Source organism: Pseudomonas veronii (genome assembly GCF_002028325.1).
GTDB lineage: Bacteria > Pseudomonadota > Gammaproteobacteria > Pseudomonadales > Pseudomonadaceae > Aquipseudomonas > Aquipseudomonas veronii.
The window spans coordinates 1,574,315-1,600,546 of record NZ_CP018420.1 but is presented as its reverse complement, the minus strand read 5'-3'; the positions used below and the strand labels follow the sequence as shown (position 1 = coordinate 1,600,546).

General features: G+C 62.3%; 23 protein-coding genes. 11 read left to right on the top strand and 12 right to left on the bottom strand.

What is annotated here, in order from left to right; translation table 11 throughout:
* Nucleotides 1–44 precede the first annotated feature (44 nt).
* A complete protein-coding gene (locus PverR02_RS07270) occupies nucleotides 45–2,603 on the top strand; it encodes a TonB-dependent receptor (protein ID WP_079443020.1) in 2,559 nt (852 codons plus the stop codon).
* Between the two features lie 7 nt (nucleotides 2,604–2,610).
* On the opposite strand, the gene PverR02_RS07265 is transcribed toward PverR02_RS07270, so the two are convergent.
* Both PverR02_RS07265 and PverR02_RS07260 read right to left on the bottom strand, forming a co-directional pair.
* Entirely contained in the window at nucleotides 2,611–2,910 is a 300-nt protein-coding gene (locus PverR02_RS07265; protein WP_017844854.1) for a ribbon-helix-helix domain-containing protein, read from the bottom strand.
* A gap of 18 nt (nucleotides 2,911–2,928) precedes the next feature.
* Nucleotides 2,929–3,510, bottom strand: a complete 582-nt coding sequence (locus PverR02_RS07260) for a DJ-1/PfpI family protein (protein ID WP_017844853.1) — start codon at nucleotides 3,508–3,510, stop codon at nucleotides 2,929–2,931.
* 187 nt (nucleotides 3,511–3,697) lie between these two features.
* Here PverR02_RS07260 and PverR02_RS07255 point away from each other — a divergent pair, with 187 nt between their 5' ends.
* On the top strand, nucleotides 3,698–4,597 hold the full coding sequence (locus PverR02_RS07255; RefSeq protein WP_017844852.1) for a DMT family transporter: 900 nt from the start codon (nucleotides 3,698–3,700) through the stop codon (nucleotides 4,595–4,597).
* 41 nt (nucleotides 4,598–4,638) lie between these two features.
* Here PverR02_RS07255 and PverR02_RS07250 read toward each other — a convergent pair whose 3' ends face one another.
* The 4 genes from PverR02_RS07250 to PverR02_RS07235 form a co-directional block, all read right to left on the bottom strand.
* Complete coding sequence (locus PverR02_RS07250) at nucleotides 4,639–5,856, bottom strand: class I SAM-dependent methyltransferase (RefSeq protein ID WP_046384405.1); 1,218 nt, start codon at nucleotides 5,854–5,856, stop codon at nucleotides 4,639–4,641.
* A gap of 204 nt (nucleotides 5,857–6,060) precedes the next feature.
* Entirely contained in the window at nucleotides 6,061–6,678 is a 618-nt protein-coding gene (locus PverR02_RS07245; RefSeq protein WP_079443019.1) for a TPM domain-containing protein, read from the bottom strand.
* Nucleotides 6,679–6,709: 31 nt separating this feature from the next.
* Nucleotides 6,710–7,441 carry a TPM domain-containing protein gene (locus tag PverR02_RS07240; RefSeq protein ID WP_079443018.1) on the bottom strand — a complete coding sequence of 244 codons (732 nt, stop codon included), beginning with the start codon at nucleotides 7,439–7,441 and terminating at the stop codon, nucleotides 6,710–6,712.
* Between the two features lie 18 nt (nucleotides 7,442–7,459).
* The gene (locus PverR02_RS07235) at nucleotides 7,460–8,071 is read right to left on the bottom strand and encodes a LemA family protein (RefSeq protein WP_046384408.1); all 612 of its coding nucleotides are present in this window, start codon (nucleotides 8,069–8,071) and stop codon (nucleotides 7,460–7,462) included.
* A gap of 241 nt (nucleotides 8,072–8,312) precedes the next feature.
* Here PverR02_RS07235 and bglX point away from each other — a divergent pair, with 241 nt between their 5' ends.
* Nucleotides 8,313–10,604, top strand: a complete 2,292-nt coding sequence (bglX, locus tag PverR02_RS07230) for a beta-glucosidase BglX (RefSeq protein ID WP_046384409.1) — start codon at nucleotides 8,313–8,315, stop codon at nucleotides 10,602–10,604.
* 208 nt (nucleotides 10,605–10,812) lie between these two features.
* Here the strand turns inward: bglX and PverR02_RS07225 are convergent, their stop codons facing one another.
* The 4 genes from PverR02_RS07225 to PverR02_RS07210 all read right to left on the bottom strand — a co-directional run bounded on the left by PverR02_RS07225 (nucleotide 10,813) and on the right by PverR02_RS07210 (nucleotide 14,055).
* Complete coding sequence (locus PverR02_RS07225; RefSeq protein WP_079443017.1) at nucleotides 10,813–11,970, bottom strand: phospholipase D-like domain-containing protein; 1,158 nt, start codon at nucleotides 11,968–11,970, stop codon at nucleotides 10,813–10,815.
* Between the two features lies 1 nt (nucleotide 11,971).
* Nucleotides 11,972–12,562 carry a YceI family protein gene (locus PverR02_RS07220; RefSeq protein WP_017844844.1) on the bottom strand — a complete coding sequence of 197 codons (591 nt, stop codon included), beginning with the start codon at nucleotides 12,560–12,562 and terminating at the stop codon, nucleotides 11,972–11,974.
* A 99-nt stretch (nucleotides 12,563–12,661) separates the two neighbouring features.
* Nucleotides 12,662–12,976 carry a hypothetical protein gene (locus tag PverR02_RS07215; protein ID WP_046384411.1) on the bottom strand — a complete coding sequence of 105 codons (315 nt, stop codon included), beginning with the start codon at nucleotides 12,974–12,976 and terminating at the stop codon, nucleotides 12,662–12,664.
* Nucleotides 12,973–14,055, bottom strand: a complete 1,083-nt coding sequence (locus PverR02_RS07210; protein WP_046384412.1) for a serine hydrolase domain-containing protein — start codon at nucleotides 14,053–14,055, stop codon at nucleotides 12,973–12,975. The genes PverR02_RS07215 and PverR02_RS07210 overlap by 4 nt, the downstream gene beginning before the upstream one ends.
* 185 nt (nucleotides 14,056–14,240) lie before the next feature.
* Here PverR02_RS07210 and olsB point away from each other — a divergent pair, with 185 nt between their 5' ends.
* Nucleotides 14,241–14,996, top strand: a complete 756-nt coding sequence (gene olsB / locus PverR02_RS07205) for an L-ornithine N(alpha)-acyltransferase (RefSeq protein ID WP_017844841.1) — start codon at nucleotides 14,241–14,243, stop codon at nucleotides 14,994–14,996.
* Nucleotides 14,996–15,787: a lysophospholipid acyltransferase family protein gene (locus tag PverR02_RS07200; protein ID WP_057004749.1), complete on the top strand. Its 792-nt coding sequence runs from the start codon at nucleotides 14,996–14,998 to the stop codon at nucleotides 15,785–15,787. The genes olsB and PverR02_RS07200 overlap by 1 nt, the downstream gene beginning before the upstream one ends.
* 109 nt (nucleotides 15,788–15,896) lie before the next feature.
* On the opposite strand, the gene PverR02_RS07195 is transcribed toward PverR02_RS07200, so the two are convergent.
* A complete protein-coding gene (locus PverR02_RS07195; RefSeq protein WP_046384414.1) occupies nucleotides 15,897–16,481 on the bottom strand; it encodes an acyl carrier protein phosphodiesterase in 585 nt (194 codons plus the stop codon).
* Between the two features lie 154 nt (nucleotides 16,482–16,635).
* Here PverR02_RS07195 and PverR02_RS07190 point away from each other — a divergent pair, with 154 nt between their 5' ends.
* The 3 genes from PverR02_RS07190 to PverR02_RS07180 are packed head-to-tail and all read left to right on the top strand — an operon-like array spanning nucleotide 16,636 to nucleotide 19,225.
* On the top strand, nucleotides 16,636–16,962 hold the full coding sequence (locus tag PverR02_RS07190) for an ArsR/SmtB family transcription factor (RefSeq protein WP_017844838.1): 327 nt from the start codon (nucleotides 16,636–16,638) through the stop codon (nucleotides 16,960–16,962).
* A gap of 13 nt (nucleotides 16,963–16,975) precedes the next feature.
* Nucleotides 16,976–18,142, top strand: coding sequence for an MFS transporter (locus tag PverR02_RS07185; RefSeq protein ID WP_017844837.1), 1,167 nt, complete (start codon nucleotides 16,976–16,978; stop codon nucleotides 18,140–18,142).
* 27 nt (nucleotides 18,143–18,169) lie between these two features.
* A complete protein-coding gene (locus PverR02_RS07180) occupies nucleotides 18,170–19,225 on the top strand; it encodes an alkene reductase (RefSeq protein WP_079443016.1) in 1,056 nt (351 codons plus the stop codon).
* Between the two features lie 296 nt (nucleotides 19,226–19,521).
* Here the strand turns inward: PverR02_RS07180 and PverR02_RS07175 are convergent, their stop codons facing one another.
* Complete coding sequence (locus PverR02_RS07175) at nucleotides 19,522–20,154, bottom strand: TetR family transcriptional regulator (RefSeq protein ID WP_046384415.1); 633 nt, start codon at nucleotides 20,152–20,154, stop codon at nucleotides 19,522–19,524.
* Between the two features lie 286 nt (nucleotides 20,155–20,440).
* Between PverR02_RS07175 and PverR02_RS07170 the strand changes: the two genes are divergently transcribed.
* From PverR02_RS07170 to adeC, 3 genes are read left to right on the top strand one after another with little or no spacing between them, the layout of a single operon-like run.
* A complete protein-coding gene (locus PverR02_RS07170; RefSeq protein WP_017844834.1) occupies nucleotides 20,441–21,589 on the top strand; it encodes an efflux RND transporter periplasmic adaptor subunit in 1,149 nt (382 codons plus the stop codon).
* Nucleotides 21,590–21,592: 3 nt separating this feature from the next.
* Complete coding sequence (locus PverR02_RS07165) at nucleotides 21,593–24,754, top strand: efflux RND transporter permease subunit (protein ID WP_079443015.1); 3,162 nt, start codon at nucleotides 21,593–21,595, stop codon at nucleotides 24,752–24,754.
* Nucleotides 24,751–26,208, top strand: coding sequence for an AdeC/AdeK/OprM family multidrug efflux complex outer membrane factor (adeC, locus tag PverR02_RS07160; protein ID WP_057004745.1), 1,458 nt, complete (start codon nucleotides 24,751–24,753; stop codon nucleotides 26,206–26,208). The genes PverR02_RS07165 and adeC overlap by 4 nt, the downstream gene beginning before the upstream one ends.
* The last annotated feature ends 24 nt before the right edge of the window (nucleotides 26,209–26,232 follow it).

The following is a 26,232-nucleotide window of genomic DNA, read 5'->3' as shown; positions in this document are numbered from 1 at the left end:
GATCCGCACACCTTTTTGGCTGTTTGGCCACCCCGGGGGATTTCATGTTTCGCGCGCCTTGCCACGCTTCGCACCTGCTTTTTCGACCGAACCTAATGGCGACATGCCTGGCCTTCAGCCTCAGCGCCCATGCGCAGTCGTTCACACTGCAACTGCCCGCCCAGGCGTTGGCCACGTCCCTGAGCCAGGTCGCGCAACAGGCGAAAATCCAGCTGCTGTTCGATGAAAAGCAGCTCAAGAACGTCCAGGCGCCGGCGCTCGACGGTGACTTCACCGCAGAAGTGGCGATTCGTACCCTGTTGAACAATGGCGCGTTCACCCTGATCAAGGTCGGCAGCACCTACGTCGTGCGCCCCGATGAGGGCAAGACCACCAGCAGCGGCGCGATCCAGCTGGACGCCTTGAGCGTGATCGGCACCGGCAATCAAGTCGACTCCAGCACCGTCGGCCGCTCGACCCTGAGCCAGGCGGACATCGACCGCTACCAGGCCAACAACATCCCCAGCCTGCTGCAGACGTTGCCTGGGATCAGCCAGGGCGGTTCGCTCAAACCCGGCGGCCAGACCATCAACATCCGCGGTTTCGGTGACGCCGAAGACGTCCCGTTGACCGTCGACGGCGCCACCAAGAGCGGCTTCGAGCGCTACCAGCAAGGCACGGTGTTCATCGAGCCCGAGCTGATCAAGAGCATCGAAGTGGAGAAAGGCCCCAACTCACCGTTCAGCGGCAACGGCGGCTTTGGCGGCACGGTGAACATGACCACCAAGGATGCCCCGGACCTGCTCAAGGACGGCCGCAACAGCGGCGCGATGCTCAAGTACGGTTATTCCAGCAACGACCACGAACAGGTCTACAGCAGCGCCGTGTATGGCCGCACCGACGATGGCCGGTTCGACGCCCTGGCCTACCTGACCCAGCGCGACGGCGGCGACATGAAGGTGGCCGCCAAGTTGCCCAACGAGAACAACCAGTACCCGATCAACCCCCAGCGCCTGCCCAACACCGCCCAGGACGTGGACGGCAAGCTGTTCAAGGTCAACGCGCACTTCACCGATGAGCACAGTGTCGGCCTGTCTTACTCGAGCGCCCGCAGCAACCGGTGGACGCCGTTTTCCGCCGCGAGCTACCCGACGCCACCGACCCAGGCCAACATCGACCGCTACGGCTACGAAGGCGCGTTGAAACGTTTCCTGGCCAACCGCGACACGCTCGACACCACTTGGTCGGGCAAGTATGAATACCAGCCCCTGGACAACCCGCTGGTGGACCTGACCGTCAAATATTCACAGTCCGACACCCAGCAGACCGACGAGCGCGACGCCACCGCGTTTTTCCAGCTGGCCACCGGCGGGCGCAAGATGGACACGGCCTACACCGACAAGCATCTCGACATCCGCAACGTCAGCCTGTTCGACACCGGGCCGTTGCAACACGCGCTGACAGTCGGCGGGCAAATCCGCAAGCACACCCGCGAAACCGAGATGTGGATGCCCGGCGCCACCTACAACACGCCGCGCTATAACTATGGGCATTTCCAGCCGAGCTTCATGCCCCATGGCAAGGTGGATACCAACAGCTTCTTCATCCAGGATGCGCTGACCCTGGGCGACGTGACCATCACGCCATCGCTGCGCTACGACCATGTGCGCAACCGCGGCGAGGCCAACGATGCGCCGTACTACAGCAACCCCGACCCGGCCGTCGGCCACGACTACAGCGATCGCACCTACACCGGCTGGTCGCCGCGCCTCGCGCTGTTCTGGACCGTCACTCCGAACGTCGCCCTGTTCGCCAACTGGAGCCAGACCTGGCGCGCCCCGGTGATCGACGAACAGTACGAAGTGCAGGGCCTGGGCAGCCGCACCGCCACCAGCGTCGACCTCGACCCCGAGCGCATCACCTCGATCACCGTGGGCAACATCACCCGCTTCGACAACCTGATCGCCCAGGACGATAACCTGCAACTGCGTACCACCCTGTTCCACAACAAAGTCGAAGACGAAATCTTCAAGGCCACGGGCGTGGGCTGCCAGAACCAGGCTATCAACGGCGGCACCATCGCCACCGCGTGCCCGCCGGGGCCGAGGTCCAACTACCGCAACATCGGCGGCCTGACCATCAAGGGTTTCGAGCTGGAATCGTTCTATAACTCCACCTACCTGTTCGGCTCGGTATCGTTCGCCTACGCCACCGGCAAGCACGAAGGCGCCTACACCAATCCATGGGGCCCGGATGTGTCGGCCCGCGACATTCCGCCGACCAAATGGGTGCTGGTCATGGGCACCCACATCCCGGCCTGGGATGCCCAGGTGGGATGGATGGGGCAATTCATCGGCGCGACCGATCGCCTGCCCAGCGATAAATACTCCGGCGGCCCCGGCTCCGGCGTCGGCGACTTGTTCTACGACCAGTACGGCAACAAGCGCTACAACACCCAGGGCCTGTTCGCCAAATGGGCGCCGCAACAGGCTTACCTGAAAGGCACCGTGGTGAACTTCACCGTGGACAACCTGTTCAACAACAACTTCCGTCCGGCGCTGAGCGGCGACCGTGCCTACACCAAGGGGCGCGACGCGAAGATCAGCGTGACACGGTTCTTCTGACAGCGGCCTAGCGGTTGCGCACCAGGCTCAACTCGGCCGTCGGTGTGCGCTGCTTGCTCAAGTAGCGGGTACAGCTGACGCGCAGAAACGAGGCAAAGTTGACCACCTCGCCGCGGTAGTCCATGACTTCCTCGTACAGCTTGGTGATCAGTTGATTGGTGGTCATGCCATCCACGCTGGCGATTTCGCTGAGGATGTCCCAGAACTGGTTCTCCAGGCGCACGGTGGTGACGACGCCGCAGATGCGCAGGGAGCGCGAGCGAGACTCATAGAGAATCGGGTCGGCCTTGACGTACAGCTCGCACATGGCGATGACCTCCGTTGCTTACAAGGTGATTGTCGTGCCCAGCAGGCCGAGGAACCCGGCCAGCCAGCTTGGGTGCGCCGGCCAGGCCGGCGCCGTGACCAGATTGCCTTGAACGTGGCTGTGGGTCACTGGAATATCGATGAACGAACCGCCGGCCAGGCGTACTTCCGGGGCACAGGCCGGGTAGGCACTGCACTCGCGACCGGCGAGGATACCGGCCGCCGCCAGCAGTTGCGCGCCATGGCACACCGCAGCAATCGGCTTGCCGGCTTGATCGAAGGCGCGCACCAGTCGCAGGACTTTTTCATTCAGGCGCAGGTATTCCGGCGCACGACCACCGGGCACCAGCAGCGCATCGTAGTCGGCGGCTTCGACCTGGGCGAAATCCGCATTCAGGGCGAACAGGTGACCGGGCTTTTCGCTATAGGTCTGATCGCCTTCAAAGTCATGGATCGCGGTTCGCACGGTCTCGCCGGCCGACTTGTCGGGGCACACCGCGTGGACGATATGACCGACCATCAGCAGCGCCTGGAAGGGCACCATCACTTCATAGTCTTCGACATAATCGCCGACCAGCATCAGGATCTTTTTCGCAGCCATGGGGCATTCCTCCAGTTCAACGGTTGGGCAGACAAGAGTAGTCAAGATAGGCGCGTGCCGACGGGCCGGGTAATCCCCCGCTACTACAACTGTACGGATCAATCCGCACCCAGCTGTAGACCCCCGATTCGCGGAGGTTGTGGCTAGATGATCGTCCACTTCCGACCACTCGATTCCGGTTCCCGCCATGAACTCGCGCGAAAACACCGGCATGGCCCTCGGCCTGCTGGGCGTCATCATCTTCAGCCTGACCCTGCCCTTCACGCGTATCGTGGTGCAGGAAATCCACCCGCTGCTCAACGGTCTGGGCCGTGCGTTGTTCGCTGCGATCCCGGCGGCGGCGCTGTTGCTGTGGCGCCGCGAGCGCTGGCCGAGCTGGCGCCAGGTGCGCGGCCTGTGCCTGGTGATTGCCGGGGTGATCTTGGGCTTTCCGGTGTTGTCGGCGTGGGCCATGCAGACGCTGCCGGCGTCCCATGGCGCGCTGGTCAATGGCCTGCAACCGCTGTGCGTTGCGCTGTACGCCGCGTGGCTGTCCCATGAGCGGCCGTCGAAAGCCTTCTGGGCCTGCGCCGCCTTGGGTAGCGCGCTGGTGCTGAGTTATGCGTTGATCAGCGGTGCCGGCAGTATTCAAGCGGGGGACCTGTTGATGCTCGGCGCGATTGCCGTGGGCGGCCTGGGTTATGCCGAAGGTGGGCGCTTGGCCAAGGAGATGGGCGGCTGGCAGGTGATCTGCTGGGCGCTGGTGCTGTCGACGCCGCTGTTGATCGGCCCGGTGGCTTACCTGGCGGTGCAGCATCAAGGCGCGATTTCCATGGGCACCTGGTGGGCGTTCGGTTATGTGTCGCTGTTCTCGCAGTTCCTGGGGTTCTTTGCGTGGTACGCCGGGTTGGCCATGGGCGGCATTGCGCGGGTCAGCCAGATTCAGCTGTTGCAGATCTTCTTCACCATCGCGTTTTCGGCGTTGTTCTTTGGTGAACACATCGAGCCGATCACCTGGCTGTTCGCCTGCGGGGTGATCGTGACGGTGATGCTGGGGCGCAAGACCGCGGTGCAGCCCGCGCCAATTACAAAGGCCAATGCGATTTAACGGTGGGAGGGGGCTTGCTCCCTCCCACATTGGCTTCGTGTTCAGCCGAGGTAACCGTCGGTACGCAACAGGGTTTCCAGGCAGTGCTCGGTGATGTGATAGAACTCCTTGAGCGCCTGAATCTTGTCCAGTAGCTGCGCGTTGTCCACCGGTTCGGCGCGTTTCACCGCAAGGATCATCTTGTTCTTGTTGGTGTGTTCCAGGGAGATGAACTCGAACACCTTGGTCTCATAACCGCAAGCCTCCAGGAACAAGGCGCGCAGGCTGTCGGTGACCATTTCCGCCTGCTGGCCCAGGTGCAAACCGTATTGCAGCATCGGCTTCAACAGCACCGGGCTCTGGATCTGCAGGCGGATCTGTTTGTGGCAGCACGGCGAGCACATGATGATCGACGCGCCGGAACGGATACCGGTGTGGATCGCATAATCGGTGGCGATGTCGCAGGCATGCAGGGCGATCATCACGTCCAGCTCGCTGGGCGCGACGCTGCGCACGTCGCCGCAGGTGAACACCAGCCCCGGGTGTTCGAGGCGGGCGGCGGCGGCGTTGCACAAGCTGACCATGTCTTCGCGCAGTTCAACACCGGTGACCTCGGCCTCGACATTGAGGGTGTTGCGCAGGTAGTCGTGGATGGCGAAAGTCAGGTAGCCCTTGCCCGAGCCGAAATCAGCGACGCGCACCGGTTGGTCCAGCCTCAGCGGGGACGCGATCAGCGCATGGCTGAACACTTCGATGAACTTGTTGATCTGCTTCCACTTGCGCGACATCGACGGGATCAGCGCGTGCTTGGCGTCGGTCACGCCAAGGTCGGCGAGGAACGGCCGGCTCAGGTCGAGGAAGCGGTTCTTCTCGCGGTTGTGCTCGGCCGACGGCGCCTCACGCAATTGCTGCGGCTTGCTTTTGAACAGCGAGCTTTTGTTCTTCTTGCTGTATTCCAGCTGGGCTTCGTCGGTCAGCGCGAGCAAGTGTGCGTTCTTGAACGAGGTCGGCAACAACTCGGCAATCGCCGCCACACCGTCGGCCACCGGGAGGTTCTTGGTGATGTCGCGGGTTTTGTAGCGGTAGACGAAGGACAGGCAGGGCTGCTCCTTGACCGTCACCGCCTTGATGATCAGCCGTTGCAGCTCGGCTTCCTCACCGACGTACTTGGCCAGCACCAGTTTGATAAAGGCGTTGTGCGCAAGGCTTGCGCTGAGCAGTTCGATGAACTGGGCGTGATGATCCGGCGCAGGGCGGGCAGGTTGAGCGGTGACGGACATGAACAAAAACGCCTCGGGCTGGGAATGCCGGGCATTTTAGGGGGGATGGGGGCTGAGGGCACGGGGTTATTTGATCAACGGTAAGATTGGGGGCTCCACCGCAGATCCAAATGTGGGAGGGGGCTTGCCCCCGATAGCAGTGGGTCAGCCATGAAGATGTTGACTGACTCACCGCCATCGGGGGCAAGCCCCCTCCCACATGGGTTATTCGAGCACGATCAGGCGATTGGGCAATTCATTGCGCGCGTGCGTCAGCGGCACATGCACCTTGAGCAACTCTCCGCTGGCTTCGATGCAGGCAATGAACCCGGCCAATGTCTGGCCCTGTTTTACCTGCTGGGTAAACGCCTTGACGATACCATCCCAACTGCTGTCATCCAGGCGTTTGGAAATCCCGTGATCCACCAGGATCTCCACATAGCGCTCGGCCTCGCTGACAAAAATCAGCACCCCGGTGCCGCCCAGCGTGTGGTGCAGGTTCTGCTCGAGGAACTGACGCCGCGCCAGGTTCGACGCGCGCCAGTGGCGTACCGAGCGGGGGATCAAGCGGGTAGTGACCTTGGGCAGGCGAAACACCAGGCACAGCACGATGAATGTCGCCCACTGCGCCAACAACAAGGTGTACATGCTCAGGTAGCCCGAGAAGTAATGCACCACCCCCGGCACCACCAACGCGATCAGGCTGGCCCACAGCAACGGGATGTAGGCGTAATCGTCGGCACGCGCGGCCAGCACGGTCACCAGCTCGGCGTCGGTCTGTCGCTCGACCCGGGCGATCGCTTCGGCGACCTGGCGTTGTTCGTGTTCAGTCAGTAGTGCCATGGTTGTAAACGCTCGTTTTTAGTTATTGTCATCACCAGCCGCCCGAAGCCCCGCCACCGCCGAAACCGCCACCGCCGCCGCGAAAACCACCGCCACCGCCGCCGCCTCCCCCACCGCCACGGCCACTGCTGCTGAGAATCGCCAACAGGATCGCCCACACGGGCAGGCCCAGGCGATTGCACAGCCACAACACGCCGATCAGCAGGACGAACAAGCCGATGGAAAACCCCGGATTATCCTTGGCGAAGTTGGCATCCGCCACATGGGCCGGCACCGCCAGCGGCTCGCCGCCCACCACCTGGATCATCGCGGCGACGCCGTCGCTGATGCCCTGGCTGAACTTGCCGGCCTTGAACTTGGGCGCAATCACCTGATTGATGATCACCCACGACTGCGCATCGGTCAGCGTGCCTTCCAGGCCATAACCGACTTCGATGCGCAATTTGCGCTCATCGCGGGCGACGATCAACAACGCACCGTTGTCCTTGCCCTTCTGGCCGATGCCCCACTGGCGCCCCAACTGATAACCGTAGTCTTCAATCGGCACGCCCTGCAGGTCAGGCACGGTGACCACCACGATCTGGTCGCCACGGCTTTGCTCCAGCGCCTGCAATTGCTGGGTCAACTGCTCGCGCACCGCCGGGTCGATCATCTGCGCAGTGTCCACCACCCGCCCGGTCAACGCCGGGAAGGTCAACGCCGCCTGGGCCACGCCCGCGCAGGCCAACAGCCACAGCGCCAGGCCTATCCGTAATAAACGCATCGACACCTCAATGCAGCTTTATTTGAACTTCACTTGCGGCGCTTTATCGGCATCGGCACTGGTGGCTTCAAACGTGGCGCGGATCGGCAGATCGCTGTACATCACGCTGTGCCACAGGCGCCCCGGGAACGTGCGGATCTCGGTGTTGTACGCCTGCACCGCCTGGATAAAGTCGCGACGCGCCACGGCGATACGGTTTTCCGTGCCTTCCAGTTGCGACTGCAGGGCCAGGAAGTTCTGGTTGGCCTTCAGGTCCGGGTAGCGCTCGGACACCACCATCAAGCGGCTGAGCGCACTGCTCAAACCGTCCTGGGCTTGCTGGAACTGCTTGAGTTTTTCCGGGTTGTCGAGGGTGCTGGCATCGACCTGGATCGACGTGGCCTTGGCCCGCGCTTCAATCACCGCGGTGAGGGTGTCTTGTTCATGGGTTGCGTAACCCTTGACCACTTCCACCAGGTTGGGGATCAGGTCGGCACGCCGTTGATACTGGTTCTGCACCTGGCCCCAGGCCGCCTTGGCCTGTTCATCCAGGGTCGGAATGGTGTTGATGCCACAACCGCTCAGCACTGTGCTGATCAATAGCAAAGCCGCGGCCTTCAAGCCCCAGCGGTAACCTTGTGCTGCTTGCATGGTGTTTCTCCTGCCCAACCTTGATGGAATTTGACGACTCGCCCTATAAACCGCGCACATGGGGCATAATCCGCCCCCACTACTGGAATGCATCGAGCCAATCAGCTAAAAAGATGCCCAGCGCGATAAAGAGTTCAGAGTGTGCTGCATTTTTCTGAACGACACCCGAACAACAATAGACGCTCCCCACATTTTGGCCGATCAGCCTAACCGCTGTGCAGTGCGCCGAAAAAGGATATTCATGAAGAAGCTGTGTTTGCTCGGCCTTGTTGCCACTCTGGCCACCCACCCCGTCTGGGCAGAAACAAAGCCTGCTGCGCTTAAAGACAAGGACGCCTTCGTCAGCGACCTGCTCAAGCAGATGACCCTCGATGAAAAGATCGGCCAATTGCGCCTGATCAGCATCGGCCCGGAAATGCCCCGCGAGCTGATCCGCAAGGAAATCGCCGCCGGCCGCATCGGTGGCACCTTCAACTCCATCACCCGCCCGGAAAACCGTCCGATGCAGGACGCGGCCATGCGCAGCCGGTTGAAGATCCCGATGTTCTTCGCCTACGACGTGATCCACGGCCACCGCACGATTTTCCCGATCAGCCTGGCCCTGGCGTCCAGCTGGGACATGAACGCCATCGGCCGCTCCGGGCGCATTGCCGCCCAGGAAGCCGCAGCCGACAGCCTCGACATCACCTTTGCGCCGATGGTCGACATCTCCCGCGACCCGCGCTGGGGCCGCACCTCCGAAGGCTTCGGTGAAGACACCTACCTGGTGTCGCGCATCGCCGAAGTGATGGTCAAGGCCTTCCAGGGCAGCAGCGCGGCGAATGCCGACAGCATCATGGCCAGCGTCAAGCACTTCGCCCTGTACGGTGCGGTGGAAGGCGGTCGCGACTACAACGTGGTCGACATGAGCCCGGTCAAGATGTACCAGGACTACCTGCCGCCGTACCACGCGGCGATCAAGGCCGGTGCCGGCGGTGTGATGGTCGCGCTCAACTCGATCAACGGCGTGCCCGCCACCGCCAACACCTGGCTGATGAACGACCTGCTGCGCAAGGACTGGGGCTTCAAGGGCCTGGCCGTCAGCGACCACGGCGCGATCTTCGAGCTGATCAAGCACGGCGTGGCCAAGGACGGGCGTGAAGCCGCCAAGCTGGCGATCAAGGCCGGCATCGACATGAGCATGAACGACTCGCTGTATGGCAAGGAATTGCCGGGGCTGCTCAAGTCCGGCGAGATCGAGCAGAGCGACATCGACAACGCCGTGCGTGAAGTGCTCGGCGCCAAGTACGACATGGGCCTGTTCAAAGACCCGTACCTGCGCATCGGCAAGGCCGAGGACGACCCGGCCGACACCAACGCCGAAAGCCGTCTGCACCGCGCCGATGCACGTGACATAGCACGCCGCAGCATGGTCCTGCTGAAGAACCAGAACGACACCCTGCCGCTGAAAAAATCCGCGACCATCGCCCTGGTCGGCCCACTGGCCAAGGCCCCCATCGACATGATGGGCAGCTGGGCCGCCGCCGGTAAGCCGGCACAATCGGTGACCCTGCTCGACGGCCTCAACGCGGTGATCGGTGAAAAGGGCAAGATCATCTATGCCCGTGGCGCCAACATCACCAACGACAAGGCCGTGGTCGACTACCTCAACTTCCTCAACTTCGATGCCCCGGAAGTGGTGGATGACACCCGCCCGGCCCAGGTGATGATCGACGAAGCGGTCAAGGCCGCCAAGGATGCCGATGTGGTGGTCGCTGCCGTGGGCGAGTCCCGTGGCATGTCCCACGAATCGTCCAGCCGCACCGACCTGAACATCCCACAAAGCCAGCGCGACCTGATCAAGGCCCTCAAAGCCACCGGCAAGCCACTGGTGCTGGTGCTGATGAACGGCCGTCCGCTGTCGATTCTCGAAGAAAACCAGCAAGCCGACGCGATCCTGGAAACCTGGTTCGCCGGCACCGAAGGCGGCAACGCCATCGCCGACGTGCTGTTCGGTGACTACAACCCGTCGGGCAAGCTGCCGATCACGTTCCCACGTTCGGTGGGGCAGATTCCGACCTACTACAACCACCTGACCATCGGCCGGCCGTTTACCCCAGGCAAGCCGGGTAACTACACCTCGCAGTACTTCGATGACACCACCGGGCCGCTGTTCCCGTTCGGCTATGGCTTGAGCTACACCACGTTCAGCCTGTCGGACATGGCGCTGTCGTCCACCACCCTGAACAAGAGCGGTAAGCTCGACGCCAGCGTCACCGTGAAAAACACCGGTAAGGTCGACGGCGAAACCGTGGTGCAGCTGTATATCCAGGACGTGGCCGGCTCGATGATCCGCCCGATCAAGGAGCTGAAGAACTTCCAGAAAGTCATGCTCAAGGCCGGCGAAGAGCGCACGTTGCACTTCACCATTACCGAAGAAGACTTGAAGTTCTACAACAGCCAGCTCAAGTTCGCGGCGGAACCGGGTGAGTTCAATGTGCAGATCGGCTTGGACTCCCAGGATGTGCAGCAGCAGACCTTCGAGCTGCTCTAACGCCCGCCCCCGCCCTCTGTAGGAGCGAGCTTGCTCGCGAAGACCGTTAACGATGACGCGCTCATGCTGAATGAACGCGTTGTTCTCAGGTTTTTCGCGAGCAAGCTCGCTCCTACAGTTAAGTGAATTGAGCGAATTAAGCGCGTTGGGCGCGTTGAGCGCGTTGAGCGAGTTAAGCGAGTTGAGCGCGTTGGGTGAGTTGGGCGCGTCAGCCGCGTCGGTTGAGCAGGTTCACCACCAACCGATCGATCCACCCCCACACCCGCTGCTTCACCCGCCGCCACAACGGCCGCGACTTCCATGCCTCCAGGCTCACCGCCTGGCTCTGGGCAAAATCCCGTTCGAAACTGCCGGCCACGGCCAGCGTCAGCGCAGGGTCCAACGCTTCGAGGTTGGCTTCCAGGTTGAAGCGCAAATTCCAGTGGTCGAAGTTGCACGAGCCGATGCTCACCCAATCGTCCACCAAGACCATCTTCAGGTGCAGGAAGCACGGCTGGTATTCAAAGATCTGCACGCCCGAGCGCAGCAAACGCGGGTAATAACGGTGCCCGGCGTAGCGCACGGACGGGTGATCGGTACGCGGGCCGGTCAGCAGCAAGCGCACGTCCACGCCGCGCCCCGCCGCCCGGCGCAAGGCCCGACGCACGCCCCAGGTGGGCAGGAAATACGGGGTCGCCAACCAGATGCGCCGGTGGCCGCTGCTCAGCGCGCGGATCAGCGAGTGCAGAATATCGCGGTGTTGGCGCGCGTCGGCATAGGCCACACGGCCGAGACCAGACCCGGTCGGCGGTACTTTGGGCAAGTGCGGCAAGCCGAAATGGGTGGCCGGTTTCCAGGCGCGGCGATCGTCGTTGGCCAACCATTGCCGGTCGAACAGCGCTTGCCAGTCGAGCACCAGCGGGCCGTCGATCTGCACCATCACTTCATGCCAGTCGGCGCTGTCCTGCCCCGGTGTCCAGAACTCATCGGTGACGCCGGTACCGCCGACCATGGCGATGCCTTGATCGACCAGCAATAATTTGCGGTGGTCGCGGTACAGGTTGCCCATCCAGCGCCGCCATTCCAGGCGATTGTAAAAGCGCAGTTCCACACCGGCGTCGGTCAGGCGCTTACGCAACCTGAGGGCGAACGCCAGGCTGCCGTAATCATCGAACAGGCAGCGCACCCGCACGCCCCGCTCAGCCGCCTGCGCCAGCGCCTGCACCAAGACTTCGGCGCAGGCGCCGGCTTCCACCAGGTATAACTCCAGATCCACCTGATGCTCTGCCCGGGCAATGTCCACCAGCATTTGCGGGAAAAAACTCGGCCCGTCGATCAACAACTCGAAACGGTTGGCGCTGCGCCACGGGAACACTGCGCCGCTCATGTCAGCGCGCCGTAAAGATCAGTACCGCACCCACCGGCACCGCCAAACTGATCGACGCCAGCCCAGCCGCGTTGCGCAACGCCGTCACACCCGGCACCAGCTCAAAATCCTCGGCGCGCAACACCAGCGGTTCCAGGGTCACCACCTGGAAACGCCGATCATCCAGGCGCGTGGCCAGCAGCTCGGCGTTGTAGGTGTGGGTCTTGCCATGCAGCGTGACGCTCAATGGCAGGCGCAACTCCAACTGCGCGCCGGGGGCCAGGTCGTTGATCGGTTGCAGGTTGATCTGCGTGCTGATCAGCGCTTCGGGGAAGGTCTTGATCTCGAACAGTTGATTGCGCATGCGCTCATCGCGCAGCGGGATGCCGCTGTTGACCGACTCCAACTCCACTTCCACCTGCGCCGCACCGTTGCGGTCGACCTTGCCGTGCAGCACCAGGAAGCGCTGCACCTCGGCAATCTCGGTGTTTTTGGTGGTGACGAACGACAGCCGCGAGGACTCGTTGTCCAGGTACCAGTCCGCGTGGGCAGGCACGGCGGCGGCGGCCAGCAGGGCGAAGGCCAGGGGTTTGATGACAGACGCGTTGAACATTAAAGACTCGTGGGGCGGAAAACCTGAACGAACCTTAACTGTGCCGCCTGCCGGGCGCAATGTAGCTGACAAAGCCACCCCCACCTCGGAGATGACGTGTCAGGGGTTGAGGCGGCAGCCCTGATGTTCGCCCAACCATCTGGCCGTATGGGTACGCCCCAATCCACTGGCGCTGACTTCACTGCGCTCCGGGTCATCGGTGAACGCACTGATCGGCACGTACTGCTTCACATACCCCCGGCAATACTCGGCGGGATTATTCTGCACATACCGGCACGAGCAGTACTCCTTGGCCGTATACGCCGCGATGATGTCGGGGAAGGCTTGCAGGTTGACGCGCTCGTGCCAGCCCCAGCCCAGCACGGTGAGCAACAGCAGCAGGAAAAGACTGGTAAACGGCCGACGACGGATCATGGCTGCACCGCCGCCAGCACGCGTTTGAGCAGTTCGTTGTGGCGGTAGCTGTCGTCGCGGTCATCGCCGTAGCGCACGATCACCAGGTGTTCGTCGGGCATGACGTACAGCGCCTGGCCCCAGTGGCCGAGGGCGGCAAAGGTGTCGGCGGGGGCGTCGGGCCAGGGTCTTGGGGCGCCCTGCACGGCGCGGTTGAGCCACCAATGGCCGCCGGGCATGGCTTCGTCCTGGCCGGCCTTGTAGTGATCGAACGGTTGCCGATTGAAATCGACCCAGGCTTTCGGCACCAACTGTTGCTCCCGCCAGCGACCGTCGCGCGCCATCAGCAGGCCGACGCGCGCCAGGTCGCGGGCAGTGAGGTAGGCGTAGGACGAGGCGACGAAGGTTTCATCGGCATCGGTTTCCCAAGTGGCGTTATGAATGCCCAGCGGCTTGAACAGCGCATCCCACGGGTAACTCATGTAGGCCTTATGGCCGAGCATGCCCTTGAGCGCGGCGGAGAGCAGGTTGCTGTCGCCGCTGGAATAACGGAAGGCCTCGCCCGGCGCGCGGGCGGTGTGCATGCCGGCGACGAACTCCGCCATGTCGGCGCGGCCGCGGGTGTAGAGCATCGCGACGACCGAGGATTTCAGCGGGGCATATTCGTAATCTTCCTGCCAATCGAGGCCCGAGGCCCAGTGCAGCAAGTCGGCCATCGTCACGCTTGGATGCTGTTTCATCGGCGGGTAGAAACGTGCGGCGGGGTCGCTCAGTTTGAAGCGGCTTTCGCCGTAGGCCACGCCCAGCACGGTGGCCATCAGGCTTTTGCTGACCGACCAGGTCAGGTGCGGCGTGCTCGCGGTGGTGGGCATGGCGTAGCGCTCGTAGATGACTTCACCATCGCGGATCACCAGCAGCGCGTCGGTGCGGATGCCTTGGCGCGTGGCGTCGTCACGCCGGGGAAACGCGTAGGCATTCAGGGCATCGACAGCGGGACCTTCGATCGGCGTGCCCTTGGCCCAGTCTTTGTCAGGCCAGGTTTCGGCGCGGGTGGTGACGGTGGCTAACAACAGGGCAACGCACAACAAGCCTCTGACCATGGACACGAACTCAAGGGGGCATTCAAGCCCGCGAGCCTAGCCGAGGCCGATGACAGATTGGCGACATAAGTGCCTGTCATCTAAGCGTCACCGTAACTTCATGGAGATGACACCGAGCCTACATAGCCTGAGTTTGGACAAACAAGTCGACCGGCCGGAACGTGGCTGGCACTCGGAGATTCGCCATGACTCAGATCGCCCGCATCAGCGACACCGGCAATGAACGCCGTCTGCAAGCCGAACGCCTGATCGGCGCCCAGGCTTTGCAAGAAGCCCAGGCCCTGCGGTTCAACGTGTTCAGCGGCGAGTTCAACGCCAAGCTGAAAGGCGCGGAACTGGGCCTGGACATGGATGACTATGATGTTCACTGCAGCCACATCGGCGTGCGGGATTTGAACAGCGGTCGACTGGTGGCCACCACCCGTTTGCTCGATCACCAGGCCGCCAGCACCCTGGGCCGGTTCTACAGCGAAGAAGAATTCAGCCTGCATGGCCTGCTGCACTTGCAGGGCCCGATCCTGGAAATCGGCCGCACCTGCGTCGACCCGGCCTACCGCAACGGCGGCACCATTGCAGTGCTGTGGGGCGAGTTGGCCGAAGTGCTCAACGAGGGCTGCTACAGCTACCTGATGGGTTGCGCGAGCATCCCGATGCACGATGGCGGCATCCAGGCCCACGCGATCATGCAGCGCCTGCGCGAACGCTACCTGTGCAACGAACACCTGCGCGCCGAGCCGAAAAAACCGCTGCCGGCGCTGGACCTGCCGTCCAACGTCATCGCGGAAATGCCGCCGCTGCTCAAGGCGTATATGCGCCTGGGCGCGAAGATCTGCGGCGAGCCGTGCTGGGATGAAGATTTCCAGGTGGCCGACGTGTTCATTCTGCTCAAGCGCGATGAGCTGTGCCCGCGCTATGCGCGCCACTTCAAGGCGGCCATGTGATGGGCCGCGTGCGCGTGTACGCGCGGATCGCCCGGGTACTGTTGGTGGTGGCGCTGGGCTTGAGCATGGCCAGTGTGTTCGGTGTGTTCGAGCGCCTGGGGGTGGCCAACTCGATGGTGCGCCGTCAGCGTTGGTCGCGGTTCTTTATGTCGCGGCTGACCAACGCCCTGCCCTTTCGCGTGACGGTACACGGTGAATTGCCGCAGACACCGATGCTGTGGGTGAGCAATCACGTGTCCTGGACCGACATCCCGCTGCTGGGCATGGTCACGCCGATGTCGTTCTTGTCCAAGGCCGAAGTCCGCACCTGGCCGGTGGCCGGCTGGTTGGCGGCGAAGGCCGGTAGCCTGTTTATTCGCCGCGGTTCAGGCGACAGCCAACTGATCCGCAAACAGATGACCCGTCACCTGGAGCAGCAACACCCGCTGCTGATGTTCCCCGAAGGCACCACCACCGACGGGCGCAGCCTGCGCACCTTTCACGGGCGCTTGCTGGCCAGTGCGATCGAGGCGGATGTGTCGCTGCAACCGGTGGCGATCCGGTATCTGCGCGATGGGCAAGTGGACCCGCTGGCGCCGTTCATTGGCGATGACGATTTGCTCTCGCACCTGATGCGCCTGTTTGCCAACGACCAGGGCGATGTGGAAATCCATGTGCTCACGCCGATTGCCTGTGCCGGGCAGGAACGCGCGGCGCTGGCGTTCCAGGCGCAGCAGGCGGTGCAGAAGGCGTTGTTCGGGCCGCTGCCGGAAGCAGAGCAGATTGCGGTTCGGCCGGCATTCGCAGCCTGAAGCGAGCACAGTCAACAATGTGGGAGGGGGCTTGCCCCCGATGGCGGTGTGTCAGTCAATGCATGTGCTGACTGAACCACCGCCATCGGGAGCAAGCTCCCTCCCACATTCAGATCTCAGTGGTCAGCTGGGCTTGGGCAAATTTTTGCAACTCTGGATAAAACAGCCGGAAGTCTTCACTCAACGGTTCGTATAACGTGCGCAATTCCTGCATCGCATGGCCCAGTTCCTCAGGCTGCGTCAGGCGCCGCGAGATCCCCCGCAATACCGGCTCCATCACCGCGAACTCGCGGTATGAGCCCAGCCAATCATCCGCCGCCATGTACGGCGCAATCTGCGCCAGCCGCCCCGGCAACTGCGGTTCGGCCGCCAGCACGCGGTACACCTGGGACGTGAAGTGTTCCAGGGGCTGCTCGGCATACAGCGCCCAATCCCGCGCCAGGCAGTGATCGAAAAACACATCGAGGACGATCCCGGCATAACGCCGGCGCGTCAGGCTAAAGCGCGACAACGCTTCGCCGACCTGCGGATGGCTGTCGGTGAAACGGTCGATTGAGCGATGCAACTGGATGGCCGCTTCGATCGGCGGGCTGAACTGGCCTTGCAGGCGACCTTTGACGAAGTCGCCATAGAGGCTGCCCAGCAGTTGCGCAGGAAGTTGGCCGCCCAGGTGCAGATGTGCGAGATAATTCATGGTGTGCAGTCTATCACTGCCGTCAACGCATCGTTATAACCCGATATACCGATTCAGTCTGGCCTAAGACCGAAATCATATTTGAATATCGGGATATACCGATTTAAAGTTCGCCTCATCGCGATATAACGCTTTACGACACCGAGCAACCGCCATGTCCATCGACCTCGACGAAATAATAAAAGCCCTGGCGCACCCAGTACGGCGAGACATCCTCACTTGGCTGAAAGACCCGAAAGTGCAATTCCCCGAGCAACTGCACAACCACGAATACGGCATCTGCGCCGGGCAGATCGACCAGCGCTGCGGCTTGTCCCAGTCGACCGTGTCGGCGCACCTGGCGACCTTGCAACGGGCGGGATTGATCAGCAGCCAGAAGGCCGGGCAGTGGCACTTTTTCAAACGCAACGAGGAAACGATCCAAGCCTTCCTCACTGCGCTCATCACTGAGCTCAGTTCTGAAATCCGCGCACCACTGTAACAAGGACACGCACATGCCCCTCTCGCTCCTCATCCTCGCCCTGAGCGCCTTCGCCATCGGCACCACCGAGTTCGTCATCATGGGCTTGCTGCCCGATGTGGCGGCGGACTTGGGCGTATCGATTCCCGGCGCCGGCTGGCTGGTGACCGGCTACGCCCTCGGCGTGGCCATCGGCGCGCCGTTCATGGCGCTGGCCACCGCCAGGCTGCCACGCAAGGCCGCGCTGGTCGCGTTGATGGGCATTTTCATTATCGGCAACCTGCTCTGCGCCCTGGCCAGCGACTACAACGTGCTGATGTTTGCCCGCGTGGTCACTGCGTTGTGCCACGGTGCGTTCTTCGGGATCGGTTCGGTGGTCGCCGCCAACCTGGTGCCGGCCAACAAGCGTGCGTCCGCCGTGGCCTTGATGTTCACCGGCCTGACCCTGGCCAACGTACTGGGCGTGCCTTTGGGTACGGCGCTGGGCCAGGAAGCCGGCTGGCGCTCAACCTTCTGGGCGGTGACCGTGATCGGCGTGATCGCGTTGATCGGCCTGATCCGCTTCCTGCCGGCCAAGCGCGATGAAGAAAAACTCGACATGCGCGCCGAACTGGCCGCCCTCAAGGGCGCCGGCATCTGGTTGTCGCTGACCATGACTGCGCTGTTCGCCGCGTCCATGTTCACCCTCTTCACGTATGTCGCGCCGCTGCTCGGCGACGTCACCGGCGTATCGCCCAAGGGCGTGACCTGGACCCTGCTGCTGATCGGCCTGGGCCTCACCGTGGGCAACATCATCGGCGGCAAGCTGGCGGACAAACGCCTGGCCGCCACCCTGATCGGCGTGTTCATCAGCATGGCGGTGGTCTCCACCGCGCTGACCTGGACCAGCATCGCGGTGATCCCGACCGAAATCACCTTGTTCCTCTGGGCCACCGCCTCGTTTGCCGCCGTGCCCGCGCTGCAGATCAACGTGGTGACCTTCGGCAAGGCCGCGCCGAACCTGGTGTCCACCTTGAACATCGGCGCCTTCAACATCGGCAATGCCCTCGGCGCCTGGGTCGGCGGCAGCGTGATTGCCCACGGTTTCGGCCTGACCAGCGTGCCCCTGGCCGCCGCGGCCCTGGCGATCCTCGCGCTGCTGGTGACCCTGATCACTTTCCGTCAGAGCGGCGATGCCGACCTGGCCCCTGCGACCAACTGATCAACTTAAAGAGAAGGGTGTTATCCCATGACGACTATTTTCGATCCGATCACACTGGGCGACCTGGAACTGTCGAACCGCATCATCATGGCGCCGCTGACCCGCTGCCGTGCCGACGCCGGTCGCGTGCCCAATGCGCTGATGGCCGAGTACTACGTACAACGCGCCTCCGCCGGGCTGATCCTCAGCGAAGCCACGTCCGTGACGCCGATGGGCGTGGGCTACCCGGACACCCCGGGCATCTGGTCCAACGATCAGGTACGTGGCTGGGCCAATGTGACCAAGGCCGTACATGCCGCGGGCGGCAAGATCTTCCTGCAACTGTGGCACGTCGGCCGGATCTCCCACCCTTCTTACCTGAACGGTGAAACCCCGGTGGCGCCGAGTGCGATCCAGCCTAAAGGCCACGTCAGCCTGGTCCGCCCGCTGGCCGACTACCCAACGCCTCGCGCCCTGGAAACCGCTGAAATCGCCGACATCGTCGACGCCTACCGCACCGGTGCCGAGAACGCCAAGGCCGCCGGTTTCGACGGCGTGGAAATCCACGGCGCCAACGGCTACCTGCTCGACCAGTTCCTGCAAAGCAGCACCAACCATCGCACCGACAGCTACGGCGGCTCCCTGGAAAACCGCGCGCGCCTGCTGCTGGAAGTGACCGACGCCGCCATCGAAGTCTGGGGCGCCGGCCGCGTGGGCGTCCACCTGGCACCGCGCGCCGACTCCCACGACATGGGTGACGACAACCTGGCCGAAACCTTCACCTACGTCGCCCGCGAACTGGGCAAACGCGGCATCGCCTTTATCTGCTCGCGTGAAAAAGAAGGCGCTGACAGCCTCGGCCCGCAATTGAAAGAAGCCTTCGGCGGCGTGTACATCGCCAACGAACGCTTTACCAAGGACAGCGCCAACGCCTGGCTGGCCTCGGGCAAGGCGGATGCGGTGGCCTTTGGCGTGCCGTTCATTGCCAACCCGGACCTGCCGGCACGCTTGAAAGCCGATGCGCCGCTGAACCAGGCGCACCCGGAAACCTTCTATGCCAAGGGCCCGGTCGGTTACATCGACTACCCGACCCTGGCGCTATGATGCGTTGAAACGAAAAAGCCCCGGCTCGCAAGAACCGGGGCTTTTTTTCGCCGATCGGGAAAACACCCCGGATCAAATGTGGGAGAGGGCTTGCTCCCTCCCACATTAGATCTCAGCGGTCCGGAGAAACATTCCTTCACAGCCTTGCAACAAAAACGCTACAAAATACTTAGGCGGCTATCTTTCAACCACCCGCCAGCCCGTATATAAAGTCATCCCACCAATAAGTCAGCAGGACGATTGCCCGCCCTTAGGCTTTACTGTTGAAACAATTGGATGCAATTACATATTTTGACTTAATTGCGCAGGCTAGGGCTCAAGCGCAGCATGTCCAGCCCTGCATCGACCCAACGCTCAGCCTCCTGGTGCAGCTCAAAACTGTCCGGCACCAGCAGCCATTGGCCCAACAAGCCATTGATGTAGGCATGAATGCACACCGCTGCGCGCGTGGTGTCGAGGTTTTCCGGGAGTTGCCCGCGATGGACCGCGTTACGCAAGGTCAGGCTGATACGCAGGTTGCACTCCAGGCTGTGGGTCTGGCGTTGACGGCGCATGTCGCACATCTCATCGGTGAACTCGCACTTATGAATCAGGATTTCGTTGATGCGCCGGGTTTTCGGGTCCAGGACCACTTGATGGAACAGATGAATCAGCAGCTTGCGCATACACCCCAGCGGGTCGACTTCATCCTCGCTTTCACTGGCCCTGGCCAGCTCGTCCAGGGGTTCGTGCAGGGTCTCGAGCAATGCCTGCAACAGGTCGGACTTATTGCTGAAGTGCCAATAGATGGCGCCTCGCGTTACCCCGGCCAGCGCGGCGATGTCCGCCAGTGTGGTCCGCGCTACACCCCGCTCATAAAAGGCCTGCTCAGCAGCGTCGAGAATCTGGCTGCGCGTTTCCTGAGCTTCCTCTTTGGTGCGACGGACCATGGCAATAAAACCTCAATCAAAACATGTGGGACTATCGGTAACGCTGCTTTAATAGGCGCTAACGAGCATCTGAATAATTGTGGGACGACACCGTCATGGGCGCCGAACGGACTAAAATCGAGGCTCGGGGCGGTGCTGTGTCAATACCGCGCGAAGCCTGTCAAGAGTTTACAAACAACCATGAACGTAAGTATATTGCGTAGCAAGCTACTTATCTACTCACAGCTTGTTTTTTACCCTTCCACCCTTCTTGTGCGCAGTCTGCGCGCCTGACCCGAGGATCTTCATGCAACTTAAGCCAGCTGTTACCGCTCTGGTCACTGCCGTCGCCCTGGCATCGCTGCTCAGCGGATGCAAAAAGGAAGAGGCGGCTCCGCCCGCGCAAACTCCTCTGGTCGGCGTGGTCACCCTTCAACCGCAAGCCTTTACCCTGACGTCCGAGCTGCCAGGCCGCACCACCGCCTACCGCATCGCGGAAGTCCGTCCGCAGGTCAATGGCATCATCCTCAAGCGCCTGTTCAAGGAAGGCGGGGATGTGAAAGAAGGCCAGCAGCTTTATCAGATCGATCCGTCGGTCTATGACGCCACCCTGAAAAGCGCACAGGCCAGCCTGTCCCAGACCAAGTCGATCGCCGACCGCTACAAGCAGTTGGTCGACGAGCAGGCCGTCAGCCGCCAGGAATACGACACCGCCGTCGCCAACCGCATGACTTCCGAAGCAAACGTTCAAACCGCCCAAATCAACGTGCGCTACACCAAGGTGTTCGCGCCGATCTCCGGGCGTATCGGGCGTTCCTCGGTCACCGAAGGCGCGCTGGTCAGCAATGGCCAGACCGATGCCATGGCCGTGATCCAACAACTGGACCCGATCTACGTCGACGTCACGCAGTCTTCGGCTGAAATGCTGAAGCTGCGCCGCGACCTGGAAAGCGGCCAGCTGGAGAAAGCCGGCGCCAATGCCGCCAAGGTCAAGCTGACCCTGGAAGACGGCAGCAGCTATGGCCTGGACGGCAAACTGGAGTTCTCCGAAGTGTCGGTTGACCAGACCACCGGTTCGGTCACTCTGCGCGCCGTGTTCCCCAACCCTGACCACACCCTGCTGCCCGGCATGTTCGTACACGCCCAGTTGCAAGCCGGTGTGAACAGCAAGGCGATCCTGGCACCGCAGCAAGGCGTGACCCGAGACCTCAAGGGTATCCCGACGGCGTTGGTGGTCAACGCGGACAACAAAGTTGAGCAGCGCGTGCTGGTCGCCAACCGCACCGCCGGCGCTTACTGGCTGGTGGAAAAAGGCTTGAACGCCGGTGACCGTGTGATCACCGAAGGCTTGCAGTACGTCAAGCCGGGCGTCCAGGTCAAGGTCAAGGACGCCGACAACGCCCAGCCTGCCGGTACCGCCGCTCCTGCTGCCGCTGCTGCTGGCAAAGGGGAGTAATCCATGTCGAAATTTTTTATCGACCGTCCCATTTTCGCCTGGGTGATTGCCCTGGTGATCATGCTGGTCGGGGCTCTGTCGATCCTGAAGTTGCCCATCAACCAGTACCCGGCGATTGCGCCGACCGCCATTGATATCCAGGTGACCTACCCAGGTGCATCCGCACAAACCGTGCAGGACACCGTGGTGCAGGTGATCGAACAACAGCTCAACGGTATCGACAACCTGCGTTATGTGTCATCGGACAGTAACTCCGACGGCAGCATGACCATCACCGTGACGTTCAACCAGGGTACCAACCCGGACATCGCCCAGGTCCAGGTGCAGAACAAACTGAACCTGGCGACCCCGCTGCTGCCGCAAGAAGTGCAGCAGCAGGGTATCCGCGTGACCAAGTCGGTGAAGAACTTCCTGATGGTGATCGGTCTGGTGTCGGAAGACGGCAGCATGACCAAGGACGACCTGTCCAACTACATCGTGTCCAACATCCAGGACCCGATTTCCCGTACTGCGGGTGTAGGTGACTTCCAGGTATTCGGTTCGCAGTACGCCATGCGTATCTGGCTCGATCCGGCCAAGCTGAACAACTATCAGTTGACCCCGGTAGACGTCAGCACCGCGATCTCGGCACAGAACGTACAAGTGGCCACCGGCCAATTGGGCGGCCTGCCTGCCCTGCCCGGCACCCAATTGAACGCGACCATCATCGGTAAGACCCGCCTGCAGACCACTGAGCAGTTCGGCAATATCCTGATGAAGGTCAACACCGACGGTTCACAGGTTCGCTTGAAGGACGTCGCGCGTATCGAGCTGGGCGGCCAGACCTACAGCATCAGCGCGCAGTTCAACGGCAACCCGGCGTCCGGTATGGCGATCAAGCTGGCCTCCGGCGCCAACGCCCTGGACACTGCCAAGGCCATCCGTGCCACGGTCGCGTCCCTGGAACCGTTCTTCCCGCCAGGCATGAAGGCGGTGGTGCCGTATGACACCACTCCAGTGGTGACCGAATCGATTTCCGGTGTGGTACACACCCTGGTCGAGGCGATCGTGCTGGTGTTCCTGGTGATGTTCCTGTTCCTGCAGAACTTCCGCGCCACGATCATCACCACCATGACTGTACCGGTGGTATTGCTGGGCACCTTCGGGATCCTGGCCGCGTTCGGCTTCACCATCAACACCCTGACCATGTTCGGCATGATCCTGGCCATCGGCTTGCTGGTGGACGACGCCATCGTCGTGGTGGAAAACGTCGAGCGGGTGATGGCCGAGGAGCACCTGTCGCCGAAAGAGGCGACGGTCAAGTCCATGGGCCAGATCCAGGGCGCCCTGGTGGGTATTGCCCTGGTGCTGTCGGCGGTACTGTTGCCGATGGCATTCTTCGGCGGCTCCACCGGTGTGATCTACAAACAGTTCTCCATCACCATCGTTTCGGCCATGGCGTTGTCGGTACTGGTTGCGCTGATCTTCACCCCGGCCTTGTGCGCCACCATGCTCAAGCCGATCGACCCCGAGACGCACGGCCAACCCAAGCGTGGTTTCTTCGGCTGGTTCAACCGCACCTTCGACCGTAGCGTACTGAGCTACGAGCGCGGCGTGGGGAACATGATCAGGCACAAGATTCCGGCGTTCCTCGTTTACGTGCTGATCTTTGCCGGCATGATCTGGTTGTTCATGCGGATCCCGGCAGCGTTCCTGCCCGACGAAGACCAGGGCGTGATCTTTGCCCAGGTGCAGACGCCGGTCGGCTCAACGGCCGAGCGCACGCAGAAAGTCATCGACGACATGCGTATCTTCCTGCTCAACGACAAGGAAGGCGAACCTGGCGAAGGCAAGGGCGTGAAATCGGTCTTTACCGTGAACGGCTTCAACTTCGCGGGGCGTGGTCAAAGCTCGGGCCTGGCATTCGTGATGCTCAAACCGTGGGATGAGCGTGACGCGTCCACCTCGGTGTTCGAGATCGCCAAGCGCGCCCAAGGTTACTTCATGCAGACATTCCAGGACGCCATGGTGTTTGCCATCGTGCCACCGTCTGTACTGGAGTTGGGTAACGCGACCGGTTTCGACGTGTTCCTGCAGGACCAGGGCGGCGTCGGCCATGACAAGTTGATGGCTGCGCGCAACCAGTTCCTGGGCATGGCCGCCCAGAGCAAGATCCTCGCCGGTGTGCGCCCCAACGGCGTGAACGATGAGCCGCAGTACGAGCTCACCGTCGACGACGAGAAGGCCAGTGCCCAGGGCATTACGCTGTCGAGCATCAACCAGACCCTGGCGATTGCCTTGGGTGGCAGCTACGTCAACGACTTCATCGACCGTGGTCGAGTGAAGAAAGTGTACGTGCAGGGTGAGGCCGCCAGCCGGATGTCCCCTGAAGACCTGAACAAATGGTTCGTGCGCAGCGACTCCGGGAAGATGGTGCCGTTGTCGGCCATCGCTTCGGGCAAATGGATCTACGGTTCGCCGAAACTCTCGCGCTATAACGGTGTGGCGGCGATGGAAATCCTCGGTACCCCGGCACCGGGCTACAGTACCGGTGAAGCCATGGCCGAAGTCGAACGCATCGCCAAGCAATTGCCGGCGGGTGTCGGCTACGCCTGGACGGGCCTGTCGTATGAAGAACGTCTGTCCGGCTCCCAGGCGCCTGCGCTGTACGCCCTGTCGCTGCTGGTGGTGTTCCTCTGCCTCGCGGCGCTGTACGAAAGCTGGTCGATCCCGATCGCGGTGGTACTCGTCGTGCCGCTGGGTGTGGTGGGTGCGTTGATCGCCACCAGCCTGCGTGGCTTGTCCAACGACGTGTTCTTCCAGGTGGGCTTGCTGGTGACGGTAGGCCTGGCGGCGAAGAACGCCATCCTGATCGTGGAATTCGCCAAAGAGCTTCACGAACAAGGCAAAGGCATTGTCGAGTCGGCGATCGAAGCGTCGCGCATGCGTCTGCGACCGATCATCATGACCTCCATGGCGTTCATCCTCGGCGTATTGCCGCTGGCGATCTCCTCGGGCGCCGGCTCAGGCAGCCAGCATGCGATCGGTACCGGCGTTATCGGCGGTATGATCACCGCCACGGTCCTGGCGATATTCTGGGTGCCCCTGTTCTTCGCAACCGTGTCCGCCATGGGCGAACGCAAAAAGACTGAACCCAAGCAAACTCCTAAAGAGGCTGGCCAATGAGCAAGTCGCTACTTTCCTTAGCCGTCACGGCATTCGTGCTCAGTGGCTGCTCGCTGATACCTGACTATCAGCGCCCCGAGGCGCCGGTGGCCGCGCAGTTCCCGCAGGGCCCGGCGTATTCGTCGGCCCAGGCTCCGAACCAGGCCGCCGCCGAACAGGGCTGGAAGCAGTTTTTCCATGACCCTGCCCTGCAACAGCTGATCCAGACCGCACTGGTGAACAACCGCGACCTGCGCGTCGCGGCCTTGAACATCGATGCCTACGCGGCGCAGTACAACATCCAGCGCGCCGACCTGTTCCCGGCCGTATCGGCCACTGGCAGCGGCAGCCGCCAGCGCGTACCGGCACGCTCGTCGCAAACCGGTAAAGCAGGCATCAGCAGTTCGTACTCGGCCACCCTGGGCATCAGCTCCTATGAGCTGGACCTGTTCGGCCGTGTCCGCAGCCTGAGCGAGGAAGCGCTGCAGAAATACTTCGCAACCGAAGAAGCGCGGCGCAGCACCCAGATCAGCCTAGTGGCCAGTGTGGCCACCGCCTACCTGACCTGGCAGGCCGACAAGGAATTGCTCAAGCTGACCCAGGAAACCCTGGGCGCATACGAGCAAAGCTACAAGCTGACCTCGCGCAGCAACGAAGTCGGCGTGTCCTCGGCCCTCGACCTGAGCCAAGCGCGCACCTCGGTGGAAAACGCCCGGGTGGCCCTGGCACGCTATACCCGCCAGGTGGCCCAGGACGAAAACAGCCTGACCCTGCTACTCGGCACCGGCCTGCCGGCGAATCTCGTCAGCAAGCCGCTGTCGGATAACCTGCTCAGCGAAGTGCCGACCGGGTTGCCATCGGACCTGTTGCAGCGTCGCCCCGACATCCTGCAGGCCGAGTACAACCTCAAGGCAGCCAACGCCAACATCGGCGCCGCCCGTGCGGCGTTCTTCCCGAGCATCAGCCTGACAGCCAACGCCGGGACCATGAGCCCGGACCTGGGCGGTCTGTTCAAAGGCGGCTCGGGCACCTGGTCGTTCGCCCCGCAGATCAACATCCCGATCTTCAACGCCGGCAGCCTGCGCGCCAGCCTGGACTACTCGAAGATCCAGAAAGAGATCAACGTGGCGAACTATGAGAAGGCCATCCAGACCGGCTTCCAGGAAGTTTCCGACGGCCTCGCCGCGCGTGAGACCTACAAGGAGCAGTTGGAGGCCCAGCGTGGTTTCGTCGCCGCCAACCAGGATTACTACCGCCTGGCCGAGCGTCGCTACCGCATTGGTGTCGACAGCAACCTGACGTTCCTCGACGCCCAGCGCCAGCTGTTCAGTGCCCAGCAATCGCTGATCACCGACCGCCTCGCGCAGTTGACCAGCGAGGTCAACCTGTACAAGGCCCTCGGCGGTGGCTGGAATGAACAGGCGGCGAGTAACCAGCCGCTGAAAGAAGAAGCGCCAAAGATGAAGTTGTTCTGATAGTCGCGCTGTAAACCAAACCGC

Coding starts and splice junctions, on each gene's coding strand:
- PverR02_RS07270 (WP_079443020.1), top strand. CDS start 45: ATGTTTCGCGCGCCTTGCCACGCTTCGCACCTGCTTTTTCGACCGAAC.
- PverR02_RS07265 (WP_017844854.1), bottom strand. CDS start 2,910: ATGTGCGAGCTGTACGTCAAGGCCGACCCGATTCTCTATGAGTCTCGC.
- PverR02_RS07260 (WP_017844853.1), bottom strand. CDS start 3,510: ATGGCTGCGAAAAAGATCCTGATGCTGGTCGGCGATTATGTCGAAGAC.
- PverR02_RS07255 (WP_017844852.1), top strand. CDS start 3,698: ATGAACTCGCGCGAAAACACCGGCATGGCCCTCGGCCTGCTGGGCGTC.
- PverR02_RS07250 (WP_046384405.1), bottom strand. CDS start 5,856: ATGTCCGTCACCGCTCAACCTGCCCGCCCTGCGCCGGATCATCACGCC.
- PverR02_RS07245 (WP_079443019.1), bottom strand. CDS start 6,678: ATGGCACTACTGACTGAACACGAACAACGCCAGGTCGCCGAAGCGATC.
- PverR02_RS07240 (WP_079443018.1), bottom strand. CDS start 7,441: ATGCGTTTATTACGGATAGGCCTGGCGCTGTGGCTGTTGGCCTGCGCG.
- PverR02_RS07235 (WP_046384408.1), bottom strand. CDS start 8,071: ATGCAAGCAGCACAAGGTTACCGCTGGGGCTTGAAGGCCGCGGCTTTG.
- bglX (WP_046384409.1), top strand. CDS start 8,313: ATGAAGAAGCTGTGTTTGCTCGGCCTTGTTGCCACTCTGGCCACCCAC.
- PverR02_RS07225 (WP_079443017.1), bottom strand. CDS start 11,970: ATGAGCGGCGCAGTGTTCCCGTGGCGCAGCGCCAACCGTTTCGAGTTG.
- PverR02_RS07220 (WP_017844844.1), bottom strand. CDS start 12,562: ATGTTCAACGCGTCTGTCATCAAACCCCTGGCCTTCGCCCTGCTGGCC.
- PverR02_RS07215 (WP_046384411.1), bottom strand. CDS start 12,976: ATGATCCGTCGTCGGCCGTTTACCAGTCTTTTCCTGCTGCTGTTGCTC.
- PverR02_RS07210 (WP_046384412.1), bottom strand. CDS start 14,055: ATGGTCAGAGGCTTGTTGTGCGTTGCCCTGTTGTTAGCCACCGTCACC.
- olsB (WP_017844841.1), top strand. CDS start 14,241: ATGACTCAGATCGCCCGCATCAGCGACACCGGCAATGAACGCCGTCTG.
- PverR02_RS07200 (WP_057004749.1), top strand. CDS start 14,996: ATGGGCCGCGTGCGCGTGTACGCGCGGATCGCCCGGGTACTGTTGGTG.
- PverR02_RS07195 (WP_046384414.1), bottom strand. CDS start 16,481: ATGAATTATCTCGCACATCTGCACCTGGGCGGCCAACTTCCTGCGCAA.
- PverR02_RS07190 (WP_017844838.1), top strand. CDS start 16,636: ATGTCCATCGACCTCGACGAAATAATAAAAGCCCTGGCGCACCCAGTA.
- PverR02_RS07185 (WP_017844837.1), top strand. CDS start 16,976: ATGCCCCTCTCGCTCCTCATCCTCGCCCTGAGCGCCTTCGCCATCGGC.
- PverR02_RS07180 (WP_079443016.1), top strand. CDS start 18,170: ATGACGACTATTTTCGATCCGATCACACTGGGCGACCTGGAACTGTCG.
- PverR02_RS07175 (WP_046384415.1), bottom strand. CDS start 20,154: ATGGTCCGTCGCACCAAAGAGGAAGCTCAGGAAACGCGCAGCCAGATT.
- PverR02_RS07170 (WP_017844834.1), top strand. CDS start 20,441: ATGCAACTTAAGCCAGCTGTTACCGCTCTGGTCACTGCCGTCGCCCTG.
- PverR02_RS07165 (WP_079443015.1), top strand. CDS start 21,593: ATGTCGAAATTTTTTATCGACCGTCCCATTTTCGCCTGGGTGATTGCC.
- adeC (WP_057004745.1), top strand. CDS start 24,751: ATGAGCAAGTCGCTACTTTCCTTAGCCGTCACGGCATTCGTGCTCAGT.